This is a genomic window from Arthrobacter sp. NQ7 (assembly GCF_029581595.2).
GTDB classification, from domain to species: Bacteria; Actinomycetota; Actinomycetes; order Actinomycetales; family Micrococcaceae; genus Arthrobacter; species Arthrobacter phenanthrenivorans_B.
In genome coordinates this window covers 296,276-310,474 of sequence record NZ_JARFXU020000001.1, presented here as the reverse complement: position 1 = coordinate 310,474, position 14,199 = coordinate 296,276, and the positions used below count along the sequence as shown (strand labels likewise).

Here is a 14,199-nt window from a genome sequence, read left to right as displayed (position 1 = left end):
GAATGGGCCGGCCGCGTTGTCCCCTTTTTTGCGCCGCCGCACGCGGTTCTTTTTTGGCGCACCCCTTGGAAGGCTTACTTTGAACACCTCATTCCGCCGTACCCTCAAGACCCTCACCGCGGCCGCTGCCGCCGCGGGAATCATCGCCGCAGGCGCCACCGCCGCGTCCGCCCACGTGAGCGTGGACCCGGACGACACTGCGGCCAACGGCTACTCGCACCTGACGTTCAACGTCCCCAACGAGTCCCCCACCGCGAAGACCAACAAGCTCGAGGTCACGCTGCCCACCGATACGCCGTTCACGTCCGTCTCGGTCAAGCCTGTGGAGGGCTGGACGGCGCAGGTGGTCACGGGAGACCTGCCCAAGCCGGTCACGGTGGCGGGCGCCACGGTCACCAAAGCGCCGGTCTCGGTGGTCTGGACTGCGGACGAAGCCCACCAGCTGGGCCAGAACCAGTACCAGTCCTTCTCGCTGTCCGTAGGCCGGCTTCCCGCCGAGGGCACCAAAGTCACCCTGAAGGCTGCCCAGAGCTACACCGACGGCAGCGTGGTGAAGTGGGACGAAGAGAGCGCTGAGGGGCAGCCGGAGCCCAAGCATCCGGCCCCGTCCTTCGTTACAACGGCCGACGACGGCGCTGCCGCCACCGGCGCGTCAGCGGCACCGGGCGCCGAGGCAGTGTCGGAGACGAAGCAGGCATCCAGCGACGGCACCGCCGTGTGGGGCGTAGTGCTGGGTGCGGCAGGCTTCGTTCTCGGCGCAGCGGCCCTAGGGCTGGTTCTTGCCGGGCGCCGGACCCGCACCGCCGGCAAGTAGCGCGGGGAAACGAATGACGACACTGTCGCATAAGAGCCCGGCGGCGTGGCTGGCACGGGTGCTGCTGGCGCTCACCACAGCCGCGTTCGTGCTCGCTTCCCCGGCGCCGGCTCAGGCGCACGACTCCCTGGAGGCCAGCAACCCGGCCGATGGTTCCACGGTCAGCGCAATGCCCGCGAAGATCGAGCTGACCTTCGACCACACCCCGATCGCCATCAACTCGATCGTGCGGGTGGAGGATGCCACGGGCACCGACCAGGCGGACGGGCCGGTCCAGATCGTGGACAACCAGGTCAGCCAGCCGGTCAAACCGGGTGCTCCCGAAGGAAAGTACACCGTGGTGTGGCGGGTGGTGTCCTCCGACGGCCACCCCATCGAGGGAACCTTCACCTTCACGGCCGGCGGTCCAAATACCGCGCCTGCCACGGCCGCCGCCACGCCTGCTGCGGCAGCCGGCTCCGGGCTCCCGGGCCAGCTGGTTGTGGTGGGAGTCGTAGCTGCCGTGCTGGTCATCGGGCTGGTGGTTGCCGGGCTCATGATCAGGCGCCGGCTGCGGAATCCCGAGGGCGAAGACTGAGCACCACCCGGGCCCGCAGAACCCAAGGCTGAGCCATCCCAAACTGCAAGCAGCGCGTCCGGATATTGCCGGGCGCGCTGCTTCATTTAACGGCTTTGATACTCGTTCAGGGCAGGTTTTTTCGGGCGTTCAAGCTGCCGCGCAGGCACGGTACGCGGCGGTTCGATGGCACTACTTGCTTGGGTCCAAGTCGCCCTGAATTCCGGCCCCGGAACCAATCCCGCAGGTCAGGGCAGGAGGGACGGTCCTGAGTACTGGGGCATCCAGCCAAGTAGTGGCTTCCACGGCCCGACGAAAAGTCGGGTACCGGTACGTGTTGTTGGGCTTGGGGCGCAGCCGAAAACATTGGGTCATCGATCCACCGAAAGGCACCTGGATGGGGCCGCTCATGGGGGAACGGGTTCTCACTCACATTTACAAGGAGTCTTTCCATGCGCCAGATGACCAAGAAGAACAAGATCGCCGCCGTCGCCGCTTCCGCAGCGCTGGTAGCCGTCGGCGGCGGGGCCGCCTACGCCTACTGGAGCACCACGGGCTCGGGCAGCGGGTCTGCAAAGGCTGCGGCCGGGACCAACGCCGTCGTTATCCATGTCGCATTCGACGACAACATCACGCCGGGGTCGACGAAGCCGATCAGCTACACGGCGGATAACCCCAACTCCGGCAGCACTCCTGTTACCCTCACGGGTGCCGTAGTCACCGCCAGCGGTTCCTGTGACGCGAGCTGGTTCGCTGCCTCGGTTCCCGCCGGAACCAAGACTTTGGCGGGCAACGCTACCAACGTTGACATGGGCACGGGCACCCTCACCTTCAGTGACAGCACCTCGAACCAGGATGCGTGCAAGGGCGCGACTATCACCGTGACTGCATCCAGCAACTAAGCGACCGGGCCGGGGGCGGTGCGAATCCGCCCCCGGCCTGCCGTCATTTGCACCAACTGGGAAGGGGCACGGGGTGCACAACGAGGACGGGCAGCCGCGGCATCGCCTGCGGAATGCCATCAAAGTGGCGCTGATCGGGCTTGCCGTGATGCTGGCCAGCGCGGGGGCGCTGTTCGCGGCATCGCAAAGCGCCAAACCGGGCATTACGGTGCAGGTCTCCCCTGCCAGCCAGTCCGTCCAGCAGGGCCAGGCCGCGGCCTATACGGTGACGGTGACGTCCACCGGCGGCTTCACCGGGGCGGTCAACCTGGCCACGGCGGGACTGCCGGCCGGAGCAGCAGGTGCCTTCACGCCGTCGTCCGTCACCCTTAGCTCCGGAAGCACCGCAACCTCAACCCTGAACGTCACTACCGCGGCCACCACGCCCGCGGGCACCAGCTCCCTGACCATCACCGGCACCAGCGGCAAGGTCTCCGGCAGCGTCACTGCCAGCCTGACCGTCAACTACAAGATTTCCTCGGCCATTTCGGTCGCCGCTTCCCCGGATTCCCTGTCGGTCCCGCCGGGCGCCACCGCGGTCTACACGCTGCAGCTCACCCGGAACAACCTCTCCGGACCGGTCAGCTTCAGCGTCCTGGGCGGCCTTCCCTCCGGCGCCACGGCATCGTTCTCGCCCAATCCGGTCACCGGCACCTCCACCACGTTGCAGGTGGCAACCACCGCCGCTTCCCCCACCGGAAGCTACAACCTGTACCTGGTGGGCACGGGCAAGGATTCGAGCGGGAAGTCGCAGTATGCCTACGCGAACGTGCAGCTGGTCCTGGATGCGACCATCAAGCAGTTCGTCCTCTCCGCCAACGTCCCCGGCACCCTCTCCCCCGGCACGTCGGCCGGGCTGGACCTGCAGATCAACAACCCCAACAGCAAGGCGTTGTCACTGACCAACATGTCGGTGGCCGTGGCCGGTGTTACCCGCAGCGCGGATGCCGTGGCCAGGAACCTCGCCTGCACCGCGGCGGACTTCACCGTGACCCAGTACAGCGGCCCCTACCCCCTCACCGTCCCCGCGGGCACCAGCTCCCTGTCCGGCCTCCGGCTGGCATCGTCGGTGTGGCCCCGGGTGGGAATGCTGGACACCTCCGCCAACCAGGACGGCTGCAAGGGCGCCACCCTCCAGCTCACGTACTCAGGATCAGGACAGGGGAACTGAGATGACCGCCAGCACCAGGACTGCCAATGCCGGCAAGGGCCTCAAGGCCGCGGCCCTCGCCGGGATCCTCCTCGCCGCGGGCGCCGGAACCGCCTACGCCTACTGGGCCGCCGCCGGGACGGGCGCCGGAACCGCAGCCGCCGGCACCATGCAGGCCGTCACCGTTGACGCGCTCATTGCCGGGGACAGCCCCACCGCGGCGCTCGTTCCAGGCGGGACGGCCGACGTCGTCCTCCGCCTCACCAACCCCAACCCCTACTCCGTGCAGGTGTACAGCGTCACGGCCAACGGGCCGGCCACGGCGGACACCGCACATTCCGGCTGCACCACCACCGGCGTCAGCTTCACCGGACCCGCCGCGCCGCTGTCACCGGCAACCTTCATTCCGGCAAACTCGTCCACCCTGCTCACCCTTCCAGGATCGGCCGCCATGGATACCACCTCACTCGCAGCCTGCCAGGGGGCCACCTTCCACCTCCCCGTCACGGCGGAGGTGCGCAAATGAGCATCGCCATCCGGAAGATGCCGTTCGGCTTCCGTCTCCCCTCCGGGCGGCTGGCATGGATTGTCACCGCGGTCCTGCTCCTGCTGGGCACGGCCACCGCCGCCTACGGCTTCTGGGCCTCCACCACCAGCAGCAACAATGCCACCGCCGCGGCGGACACCCTGGCGCCGGGATCCAAGCCCGCCGTCACCGCCAACGGCGCCTCGCTCAGCGTCAGCTGGGCAGCGGGCACCACGGTCAACGGCCGTGCGGCCACCGGCTACACCGTCACCAGGTACGCGGCTGCCACGGGCGGCACGGGAACGCCGGCCACGGGCGGCTGCGCAGGAACGGTCACCACCCTGACCTGCACCGAACAGAACGTCCCCGGCGGCATCTGGTACTACACGGTCACCCCCACCATCGCGCTGTGGACGGGTGCCGAAAGCCCGCGCAGCTCCGGCGTTAGCAGTGACTCCACTGCCCCCATCGCTTCCGTTTCCGGGCTTACCCCGGCCCCCAACGCTGCCGGCTGGAACAACACCAGCCCGGTCACTGTGGCCATCACCGCCAACGACGGTGCCGGCGGCTCAGGCGTGGCATCCATCAGTTACATGGTCGACGGCGGCGCGCAGCAGACCGTGAGCGGGGCGTCCGCCTCTGCAACAGTCACGGGCGACGGCACCCACACTGTGTCCTACTTCGCCACGGACAACGCGGGCAACGCCGGGACGGCGCAGAGCCAGACGGTCCGGATCGACACCACGGCTCCGGCCGCCCCCGGGCTCAGCGTTCCTGCCTACGTGAACCTGGCCAACGTCGCCGCGGTGCCCGTCACAGGAACTGCAGAGGCGGGCGCCAAGATTTCCCTTACGGCCAGCGACACCGGCACAGGCACCCCTCATTCCACGTCCGCCACGGCGACCGCCTCGGCAACGGGTGCATGGTCAGTCACCTTGGACATGGGCACCTTCAAGCAGGGAACGGTCAACTACAGCGCCACTGCCGGCGATGCCGCAGGGAACACGAGCGCGGCCAAGGCAGCAACAAGCATCAAGGACACCGTGGCACCTGCAGCGCCCCAGGCCCTGAGCGTTCCGACGTACGTGAACAGCGCCAACTCTTCCGCAGTCCCGGTCTCCGGCACCGCAGAAGCCGGTGGAACCGTGACCGTCACCGCCACGGACGCCGGCGCCGTGCACACCGTTTCCGGTACGGCCACCGCCTCAGGCACTGGCGCATGGTCCCTGAACCTGAACCTCGGCACCCTGAACGACGGAACAGCCAGCTACGCCGTGACCGTGAAGGACGCGGCGGGCAACAACAGCAGCACCGCTACCGTGACGGACACGAAGGACACTGCGGCACCGGTCCTGAGCATCACGGCCCCGATGTACGTGAACCTCAGCAATTACACCGCGGTCCAGGTCAGCGGCACCACGGATACCTCCGGCACCCTCAACGTGACGGCCCGAAGCAGCGTGACCAACAGCGTCACCAAGCAGGTCACGGCGTCGGGCTCCACCTGGTCCACAAGCATGGACCTCACCCCCCTCGACCAGGGCACGGTGACCTTCACCGTCTCGCTTACCGACGCTGCTGGCAACACGGGCTCGGCGAGCGCCGCGAGTACCAGCACCAAGGACACGATTGCCCCGACCGTTAGCGCCATTTCACTGGTCAACAGCGGCGGCACCGCAGGTGTGGGTAAAGCGGAGCAGGGAGACTCCCTGACGATCCAGTTCTCGGAACAGATGGATGCCACCAAGATCTGCTCCGCATGGAACAACACCGGTACACAGACCTTGAACGGCAACGGCGACATCATTGTCAACATCAGCACCGCCAACGTGCTGACGGTCACCAGCGGAACCTGCACGCTCAACGTCGGCTCGGTTTTCCTGGGCTCGAACGCCAAGTACGGATCCGCAGGCGCCCTCAGCTTCAGCGGAAACGGCGCCAATGCGAGTTCCGTGAGCTGGAACGGATCAAACACCCTGACAATCAAGCTTGGAAAGGTGGGCACCGCAACTTCCGGGACAACCACCACGGCGGATTCACCGTCGTATTCGCCGGGAGCCGGCCTTGCCGACATCCCAGGGAACCCGCTTGGAGCTGGTCCGTTTGCCGGAGCTGCAGCCCGCTTCTAAGTGCAGCAGCTCCGGCAGCAAGTAGGCCCTCCCCCTGTTGCGGCCCCGCGACCATACTGATGGCATGGGTGATCGTGACGACTTCCTGGAATGGGTAAACACCGAGCTCTACGCCGCGGAACTGGCCCTCCACAACGGCGATCCCGCCCCGCGCCGGGCGCTCTGGTCCCGCAAGGAACCGGTCAGTGTCCTCGGCGCATGGCGCAATGCCTTCGGGCAGCACGAACTGGACGAATTGTTCACCAGCCTTGGCAAACAGTTCTCCAACTGCACCTCGTACCGGCTGGAGGTGCTCGCCTGCGACGTGGTGGGTGACATGGCGTTTACCGCCGCGTTGGAACACACGTCAGCGTCAGTCGACGGCGAACCGCGCAACTACGTGCTCCGGGCAACCCAGGTTTACCGGCGCGAGGACGGCGCCTGGAAGGTGGCCCACCGGCACGGTGACACCGTAACCGGGTAAGCAAGGCGCAGCGAGGCCGGGGAAGCTTCCACCTGGAACCCCTGGCCAGCCGCGGCCCAAACCCGTTGTCAGGAAGTACGCCGGGCCAGCAGGGCGTTCTTGAAGGCGGTGGCAGAGCCGGCGCTGCTGTTGATCCGCCAGTCCGTCTCCTTCTGCATGTGGAACCACACGAACCCCATCACGTCCGGCTGGGCGGCCAGGTAGGACACCAGCGCCGAGTTCCACGCGGCCTTGTCGCCGCCCAATTCGCTGGAGGCGGTCTCGGCCACGAGGATGGGCACACCGGGGGCCAGTGCCCGAAGCTGGGCGATGCCCGGCCCGAAGAGGTCCTGCGGGGAGATCCACGCGCTCCAGGAGGCGGAGGTGCCCCAGTTGTAGCCGTCCAAAGCAACGACGTCGACGTACCCGGCACCGGGATACAGGCCGGCAAGGTCGGTGGAGCCGTAGTACGGAACGTTCGGGCTCCAGACCCAGGTGACGTTGCTGGCACCCTGCGCCGCGACGACGTCGTGGACGTGCCGCCAGGCCTGGGCATAGTCACCCGCCTGGTTGCCGTTGACGCCTTCGGCCCACGGATACCAGTTGCCGTTCATTTCGTGGGCAAACCGGAGCTGCACCGGGTAACCCCAGGCTGCCAGCGACTGTCCCCACTGCGCGATGTATGAGTCGAAGGCACCGGCAGTGATCCTGTCCAGGCTGTAGGCGGGCTGGTCCACCCCGCCGCCCCAGAGCCAGGGTTCCCACGTCACCAGCGGCACGGCGCCCCCTGCCCGGACCGCGTTCAGCTCGGTGATGGGGGCAGGCTGTGCGAAGTCCTCGTAGAACAACACGCTGGACGGGGCTTCGCCGGCAAGGACCGCCACCTCGTCGAGCTCGCTGCCGGCAAGGGGGCCGCCGGCCGTGGCCGCGCCAAAGCGGAGCCTGGCATTGCTGATGGGCGGCACCGCGGTGGTGGGCGCGGACACGGTGAACACCGCCGACGCCTGCACGGAGGACGTCTTGGCAGTCACGGTGACCTTGCCGGTTGCGCCCGCGGGGATGGTGGCCGGGGCGCTGAAGGCACCGGCCGCCGTCGTCTTCAGGGGGAAGGTGGCCGATCCGATGATCACGGTTCCGGTGGTGGAGGCCCTGAAGCCGGTGCCGGTGACGGTGATGGCAGAGCCTGCGGGTCCGGTGGTGGGACTCAGGGAGATCTGTCCCGCGGCTGCCTGCGCAGCTGCGGGCTGGACCACTGTCAGGGCGAGCGCAAGGCCCAGGGCTGCGGCGACAGCCGCGAGGTGCGTCTTTATGGAGTTAAGCAAGGCAATCGATCCCCAGAATCGTCATGGCAGCAAAGCCTGCTGCCGGCCAGGTGCACCAGGCGGCACACGCCTGATCGTAGAGGCCCTGCGGTGAAACTGATCGCCCCTTGATCGAATAATGTGCCAAAAATGTGCCGGGACACGCGGCATGGTCGTTGAAGAACCCCGCACGGCCAACGGTTGGAATGGCACCGAGCCGATGGAAGGCCACCCGCTGATCCCGAATGCTCCGACGGCACCGGGACGGCGGCTCCGGGACGTCGGCTCGGCGGTTGCACCGTTCCCGGACGCCGCTGCGGGTTCCGTTTTAGGGTAGGCACCGGACGGCGTTGGGGGCGGCGTGCGCCCCATAATTGAAAGCATGATGAGTAGCTTTCCTGGGTGACGATTGCCCGTCAGAGGCCAGCTTCTGCCATGCCGTTCGTCTTCCTGTCCATCTCGGCCGTGGCCTTCGTGGCCTCGATGGTGCTCTATGACCAATGGCTGATGGCGGACCGGCGCGGGAAGTCCGGGCGGTACAGGAAGGGGTGCTGGATCGGCATGTGGGCCGGCTTGGCCCTGACTGCGGCCTTCGTCCTGCTCTTCGTCGCAACGGGCTGAAGACAGGAGGTGCCGCCGCCACACTTGGGGGTCGTGGGGCGACGGCACTGCACCCAACATAGACCCGCGCGCGGACCCACGACCGGGTCTTAGGTCCCGAACGCCAGTTCCTTGACGTTTTCTTAACGCCCGCCCGGCACCCCAGGGAAGCGGCTCCCCAAACAGGAGGAGTACGACGGCGGGTGGCTGGTTTTGGCGCTTGGCCCGGGGCCCGGGCGGGTAAGGTCTGATCATGATCCAGGCTGCGGCGGTGTCCGCACTGACGTCCTATCACTGGCTCGGGATTCCGATCGCCGCGGCCGGCGCCGTCATGCTCGCCCTGGGAACGCTGTTCCAGCACCGGGCCGTCGAAAACCAGCCGGCAGCGTCCGGCCGCTCCGCGGGAAGCATGGGCGGCGGCCGCCTCCAGGCCCTCATCCGGAAACCGCTGTGGCTGGGCGGGACGGCGATGCTCGGCGCCGCGATCCTGCTCCAGCTCACCAGCCTCCGCTTCTCGCCGCTGATCGTGGTGCAGCCCATCGGCGCCGTGGCACTGGTGGTCACCACGCTCGCCACCGCCCGGATGACCCGCCGGTCCCCCGGCCGCCGGGCGCTGACCGCCGTCGCGCTCTGTGTGGGCGGGGTGGGACTGTTCGTGGCGGTGGCGGCGCTCTCAGCGCAGGACGTGGAGATCACCGACCGGCAGCTGGTCACCATCCTGATCGTGCTGGCCGTGGTGCTGGCCTGCGTCGGCGCGGCCTATGCCCTGTGGCGGCACCGGTCGCACGCGGTGATCTTCACCGCGGGTGCCGGGATCCTGTTCGGGTTCGTGGCGGCCCTGGCCAAGACCGTGATCGCCCGCCTGTTCCAGGGCGACTTCGAGTGGCTCTCCCTGACCTGCCTGGCGGGGCTGATCATTGCCGCGCTGGCCGGCAGCTTCCTGGTCCAGAACGCCCACACCCGCGGAACGCCCGAACTCGTGGTCGCGGGCCTGACCGTCATCGATCCGCTCGTCGCCGTCGCCATCGGCATCACCATCCTGGGCGAGGCCGACGCCGCTCCCCCGCTGGCCATCGTGCTGTTCCTGCTGTCCGGGGCCACCGCCGTCGCGGGCGTCCTCCTGCTGGCAACCGTCAAGAAGCCCGTCACCGCGGGATAGCCCACAGGCCCTTAGGCGGCGTCCCGGGCGGTGGAACGCCGGATGTTGATGATCCGGGCCACGACGCCCACCAGCACCAGGAGCACCCCCAAGGCGATGAGGCTCCAGACGGGGATGGAATCGGAATCGATGTTCCGGTAGCACGCGGCCGCCGCCCCGATGCCGGCCTGCTCCAGGTCGACCAGTTCGGCGGCCTTGCTGGTGGGAATCAAGGGGCTGCCGCAGAGCGGGCCGGCGGGCCGCAGCCCGATCACGACGCCGAGGATGTAGATGTCCAGTCCCGCAGCCACAATCCAGAGCCAGGTCCGCTGCTGCCACAGGCCCAGTTTTCCGGCCGGTCCAGGCTGTGCCGCAGTACCTCGCATCTCCATAGTCCGAGCATAGGTGCCGCTCCCGGGTGGAGGTAGGGACCCGCTCTCAGCGTTTCCCCAGCATGCGCTCCTACAGTGATGCTGTGCGTGTCCACACGGCTCGGTGTTGGACGCAAGCGCTGATTTTTTGGAAGGAACACACCGTGGTGCAGCCATCTATTCCATCGATGAAAACCCGCATCGGCGTCGGGGCTGCAGCAGTCCTGGCAGCCGGCGCCATGGCCGCAGCGGGCGTGGGTGCCGCGTCCGCATCCCCCAGCCCAACGGTCGTCTCCGCAACGGCCTCCTCCCCCGCCGCAACCACCGATGCCGGCACGGATGCCAAGGCCGGCAAGGGCTTCGGCGGGCTGCAGGCCTTCCTGCGCCTGAACGCGGACAGCCCGCAGGCCGCCGGGGACCGCGCGGCGAAGGCGGCCGCGGCCTTGGTGGACCATCCGAAGCTGTTCGCCAAGCTTCCCGCTGCCCTGCAGACGGACGTGACCGCGCTGAAGGACGCCGCCCCGGCTGACCGGGTGAAGGACGCGTACAAGATCAAGACCACCGCCCTCTCCGGCGGGTACGGCGAGGAGATCCAGAAGCGCGCCGAGGCGCTGGAGAAGACCGCCACCGGCCTGGCCGGCCTGCGGCAGGAGCTGCGGACCGCGTTCAGCTCGGACAACCCGGGGGCCGGGCTGCAGAAGGTGGCCGACCAGCTGATCAGCCATCCGAAGCTGTTCGCCAAGCTTCCCGCGAACCTGCAGTCGGACCTTACGGCGCTGAAGAACGCCGCCCCGGCTGATCTGGATGCGCAGGCGAACAAGATCAAGGACACCGCACTGAACGGCGGCTACGGCGCCAAGGTGCAGAAGATGGCCGAGGCGCTGCAGAAGAAGGCGGAAACGCCCAGCACGTAAAGGCAGCAGCCGTCGGGACGGTCTGGCCGTCAGGACGTTTGCGACGCCGCCGCGGACGGATCCAGGTCGGCGAGCGTGAGCGGGTGGGCGGGTTGGTCCGGGAACGGGTAGGTGCAGGTCACCGCCAGGTCCGGGTCAACGTGCACCAGCTCGCCTGACGCAAGGGGGCGCCAGCCGGGGTTGTGGGTCATGGGTTCGGTGGCGAACAGGACGGACCGGGTTACCGAGAGTTCGGTGCTTCGCGAGTGGATCCGGGGGCTCCTGGCGTCCAGGGGTGCGGCCGGGGCGGGCTCGGCTGCCGGGTCCCGTTCCAGGATGTACAGCGGGTGGGTGGCCGGGTAGCGGAGTGCCCAGAGGTCGGTTGCCGTGGTCACGATGATGTTCAGGGCCAGGACGGGCAGCTCCGCGGCCACCCATTCAACGGCGCGGGTGATGCCTTCCGCCACGTCCCCGCCGGCCCGCCGGGTCTCGGCGGTGATGAGGGCGAAGAGGCGTTCGCTGTCGGTCTGGCCCTGCACTAGCCCCGCCACGCCGAGGTCCATCAGGCGTCCGTCGAGCCGGACCAGGCCGTGGAAGGCGCCGTTGTGCGCGAACAGCCGGCCGTCCTGCTCGAACGGGTGGGTATTCACCAAGGTGTGCGCGCCGGTGCTGGCGTAGCGGACGTGGGCCAGGAAGGTGGTGCTGGTCAGCTGCCGTGCCTCCCGGGCGAAGGCGTGGTCCTCCCATGCGGCGAGCGGCCGTTTGCTGACCCGCGCGCCGCCGTCGTCATCAAACGTGCCGATCCCCGCGCCGTCGGGCTCCCGCCTGCTCTGCCGGGCCAGGCTGTCCGGGGCGTCCAGGAGCCAGAAGGTGGCGTGGACGGGCCGGGACCCGGCGTGCAGCCCGAACAACCGGCACATGGGACGCTCCCTTCGGCGCGGGGCTAGTGGTGGAACGCTTCCTTCTGTTTCTGCGGGGGCATGGGCGCGGCGAGGGCGTCCAGGTAGGCCACTTCCTTCTTGAGGTCGGCCAGGAAGCTGGCGGCCAGGTCGCGGGTGAAGCCGTTGCGGACCACGATCCGCTGGACCGTGATGTCTGCGAGCCCTTCGGGCAGGGTGTAGGCCGGGACCAGCCAGCCGTTCATGCGGAGGCGTTCGGAGAGGTGGTGCAGGTTCCAGTTGTGGGTGTGGCCGTCGGTGAGCTGCCAGGCGAAGACGGGGATGTCTGACCCGTCGCTCCACAGGGTGAAGGCGTCCATGGCTCCGATTTCGTGCGAGAGGTAGAGGGCGACGTCGCGGGAGCTGGCCTGCACGGACCGGTAGCCGGCAAAGCCCAGCCGGAGGAACAGGTAGTACTGCAGCAGCACCTGCGCGCCGGGCCGGGAGAAGTTCAGGGCGAAGGTGGGCATGTCGCCGCCCAGGTAGCTGACGTGGAACACCAGGTCTTCGGGGAGGGCCCGCTGGTCCCGCCAGACGATCCAGCCCAGGCCGGGGTACACCAGCCCGTATTTGTGGCCGGAGGTGTTGATGGAGGCAACCCTGGGGAGCCGGAAGTCCCACACCAGTTCCGGCTGCAGGAAGGGGGCCACCATGGCCCCGGAGGCGCCGTCCACGTGGATGGGGATGTCCAGGCCGGCGCCGGCCTGGATGCGGTCCAGGGCGGCGGAGATCTGTTCCACGGGTTCGTAGGCGCCGGTGTAGGTGACGCCCATGATGGCCACCACGCCGATGGTGTTTTCATCCACGTACTGGTCCAGATCGTGGCCGTCCAGGGTGGGGTGCTCCGCGGACACGGGGACGTAGCGGGCTTCCACCTCCCAGTAGTTGCAGAACTTCTCCCAGCACACCTGCACGGCGGAGCTGAGGACGATGTTGGGTGCGTCCGTGGGCTTCTTGTCCGCACGACGGCGGTGTTGCCACCGGCGTTTGAGGGCCAGGCCGCCCAGCATGCACGCCTCGGAGGAGCCGACGGTGGAGGTGCCGATGCTGGCCGCCGGGTCCGGGGCGTTCCACAGGTCCGCGAGCATCCGCCAGCACCGGGTCTCGATCAGCGCGGTCTGCGGGTATTCGTCCTTGTCGATCATGTTCTTGTCGAACGTTTCGGCGTAGAGCTGGGAGGCTTCCCGCTCCATCCAGGTCCCTACGAACGTGGCCAGGTTCAGGCGGGAGTTGCCGTCCAGCATCACCTCGTCGTGCACCACCTGGTAGGCGGTGCCGGGCAGGGACTCCCCGTCCGGGATGGTGAAGCGCGGGAAGATAGTGGACTCCCCCGGCCGGCTGAACAGGGGGTTCAGTTCAACGCTCGTTTCGGGCTCGTGCCGTCCGCTCCGGTGTGACCTCGCCATGTCCAGTCCCTTCGCCCGCCATCGCCGCAGGCAGGCGCCCGCCGCTCACTTCCGCTGTTCCCAGCACTCCGTATTATTCATGGGCTTGGCGGAAAGGGCAGCAGGCGGGGCGGGTTGGGGGGTGGGAGGGTAGCCTCAGACGTACACGCCGAACGGGGGAAACCTGCCCGATTACACTTTCATGCCCAACGACCTGCGGCACCCGGTAGGCGCAGGTCACGCTCAGACGAGAACGGTGGCGGTACTCGGAGCGGGCTAGATGAACCAGGGAGCGTGACTGCGTGCGTTGGTCCACTCATAGGACAGGTCCGCAGTCCGCTCCCCGATCTTCTTGGCTGGGATGCCTCCGACGACCGTGTACGGCGGCACATCCTTGGTGACCACCGAATTAGCGGCAACGACTGCCCCCTCACCAATCGTTACGCCAGGCAGGATCGTCGAGCGGAAGCTGATCCAAGCGCGGTCTTCGATGACGATTGGGCCGCCCGATGTGGCGAACGTGGGGCTATTGTAGTCGTGCTGGAGAGTCCAAAGCGCTACCTCGCTGGAGAAGTTCACGTTCTTCCCAATCGTGATCCCCTTACGACCATCCAGGGTGGCCCACATGCCGATGATTGATCCGGCTCCGACGCTGATGTTCTGAGCGTCACGGACCTCCCGCCAGCGGTACAGCTTTGCGGTGGGGGCCACCTTCATGCCCATGAGCTTTGCGCCCAGGGTTCGGAGTGTGCCGGACGGAATGCTGCCCACAACTTCCCCTGCGGCGAAGGCGGCCCCTGATTTGGCGCCGCGGAGCTTAGGCCAAAGAGCGCTGGATTTGAGTCGGACTTTCAAGGATTCCATAACTAATGATCTTTGCTCTTTGGTAGGCCATGAGCCCGTACTCCGGCAAAGCTAAATAGCCCAGCGGTAAGGCCTAACAAGGAAACGCGCCCAAAGGCAGGCAGGTTCGCGGGCAGGGCGGTGGTCGCGAAGGAGAAAACGCAGAAAAGAA

General features: G+C 67.7%; 15 protein-coding genes. 10 read left to right on the top strand and 5 right to left on the bottom strand.

The genetic code is table 11. From position 1 onward, the window contains the following. The first annotated feature begins 79 nt into the window (after positions 1-79). The 7 genes from PUN71_RS01430 to PUN71_RS01400 all read left to right on the top strand — a co-directional run bounded on the left by PUN71_RS01430 (position 80) and on the right by PUN71_RS01400 (position 6,579). On the top strand, positions 80-814 hold the full coding sequence (locus PUN71_RS01430) for a YcnI family copper-binding membrane protein (protein ID WP_277797087.1): 735 nt from the start codon (positions 80-82) through the stop codon (positions 812-814). 13 nt (positions 815-827) lie between these two features. Further along, positions 828-1,391: a copper resistance CopC family protein gene (locus PUN71_RS01425; RefSeq protein ID WP_277797086.1), complete on the top strand. Its 564-nt coding sequence runs from the start codon at positions 828-830 to the stop codon at positions 1,389-1,391. Positions 1,392-1,822: 431 nt separating this feature from the next. Then, positions 1,823-2,272, top strand: coding sequence for a hypothetical protein (locus PUN71_RS01420; protein WP_277797085.1), 450 nt, complete (start codon positions 1,823-1,825; stop codon positions 2,270-2,272). Between the two features lie 73 nt (positions 2,273-2,345). Next, the gene (locus PUN71_RS01415) at positions 2,346-3,482 is read left to right on the top strand and encodes a COG1470 family protein (RefSeq protein ID WP_277797084.1); all 1,137 of its coding nucleotides are present in this window, start codon (positions 2,346-2,348) and stop codon (positions 3,480-3,482) included. 1 nt (position 3,483) lies between these two features. Beyond that, positions 3,484-3,987 carry a hypothetical protein gene (locus PUN71_RS01410; protein WP_277797083.1) on the top strand — a complete coding sequence of 168 codons (504 nt, stop codon included), beginning with the start codon at positions 3,484-3,486 and terminating at the stop codon, positions 3,985-3,987. Then, the gene (locus PUN71_RS01405; protein WP_277797082.1) at positions 3,984-6,116 is read left to right on the top strand and encodes an OmpL47-type beta-barrel domain-containing protein; all 2,133 of its coding nucleotides are present in this window, start codon (positions 3,984-3,986) and stop codon (positions 6,114-6,116) included. The genes PUN71_RS01410 and PUN71_RS01405 overlap by 4 nt, the downstream gene beginning before the upstream one ends. Positions 6,117-6,180: 64 nt before the next feature. Continuing rightward, complete coding sequence (locus PUN71_RS01400) at positions 6,181-6,579, top strand: nuclear transport factor 2 family protein (protein ID WP_277797081.1); 399 nt, start codon at positions 6,181-6,183, stop codon at positions 6,577-6,579. A gap of 68 nt (positions 6,580-6,647) precedes the next feature. Here PUN71_RS01400 and PUN71_RS01395 read toward each other — a convergent pair whose 3' ends face one another. After that, positions 6,648-7,880: a glycosyl hydrolase gene (locus PUN71_RS01395; RefSeq protein WP_277797080.1), complete on the bottom strand. Its 1,233-nt coding sequence runs from the start codon at positions 7,878-7,880 to the stop codon at positions 6,648-6,650. A 381-nt stretch (positions 7,881-8,261) separates the two neighbouring features. Between PUN71_RS01395 and PUN71_RS01390 the strand changes: the two genes are divergently transcribed. Together PUN71_RS01390 and PUN71_RS01385 are read left to right on the top strand one after the other, a co-directional pair. Further along, the gene (locus tag PUN71_RS01390; protein ID WP_277797079.1) at positions 8,262-8,480 is read left to right on the top strand and encodes a hypothetical protein; all 219 of its coding nucleotides are present in this window, start codon (positions 8,262-8,264) and stop codon (positions 8,478-8,480) included. 232 nt (positions 8,481-8,712) lie between these two features. Next, on the top strand, positions 8,713-9,618 hold the full coding sequence (locus PUN71_RS01385; protein WP_277797078.1) for a DMT family transporter: 906 nt from the start codon (positions 8,713-8,715) through the stop codon (positions 9,616-9,618). 11 nt (positions 9,619-9,629) lie between these two features. Here the strand turns inward: PUN71_RS01385 and PUN71_RS01380 are convergent, their stop codons facing one another. Beyond that, positions 9,630-9,989 (bottom strand): hypothetical protein, encoded by a 360-nt coding sequence (locus PUN71_RS01380; protein WP_277797077.1) that lies wholly within the window; start codon positions 9,987-9,989, stop codon positions 9,630-9,632. A gap of 167 nt (positions 9,990-10,156) precedes the next feature. Between PUN71_RS01380 and PUN71_RS01375 the strand changes: the two genes are divergently transcribed. Beyond that, complete coding sequence (locus tag PUN71_RS01375; RefSeq protein ID WP_277797076.1) at positions 10,157-10,882, top strand: hypothetical protein; 726 nt, start codon at positions 10,157-10,159, stop codon at positions 10,880-10,882. A 29-nt stretch (positions 10,883-10,911) separates the two neighbouring features. Here the strand turns inward: PUN71_RS01375 and PUN71_RS01370 are convergent, their stop codons facing one another. From PUN71_RS01370 to PUN71_RS23140, 3 genes are all read right to left on the bottom strand, one after another. Continuing rightward, on the bottom strand, positions 10,912-11,781 hold the full coding sequence (locus PUN71_RS01370; protein ID WP_277797075.1) for a class II glutamine amidotransferase: 870 nt from the start codon (positions 11,779-11,781) through the stop codon (positions 10,912-10,914). 23 nt (positions 11,782-11,804) lie between these two features. Beyond that, positions 11,805-13,205, bottom strand: a complete 1,401-nt coding sequence (gene gad / locus PUN71_RS01365) for a glutamate decarboxylase (protein WP_277797074.1) — start codon at positions 13,203-13,205, stop codon at positions 11,805-11,807. A 255-nt stretch (positions 13,206-13,460) separates the two neighbouring features. Next, the gene (locus PUN71_RS23140; protein ID WP_502859872.1) at positions 13,461-13,811 is read right to left on the bottom strand and encodes an acyltransferase; all 351 of its coding nucleotides are present in this window, start codon (positions 13,809-13,811) and stop codon (positions 13,461-13,463) included. Between the last annotated feature and the right edge of the window lie 388 nt (positions 13,812-14,199).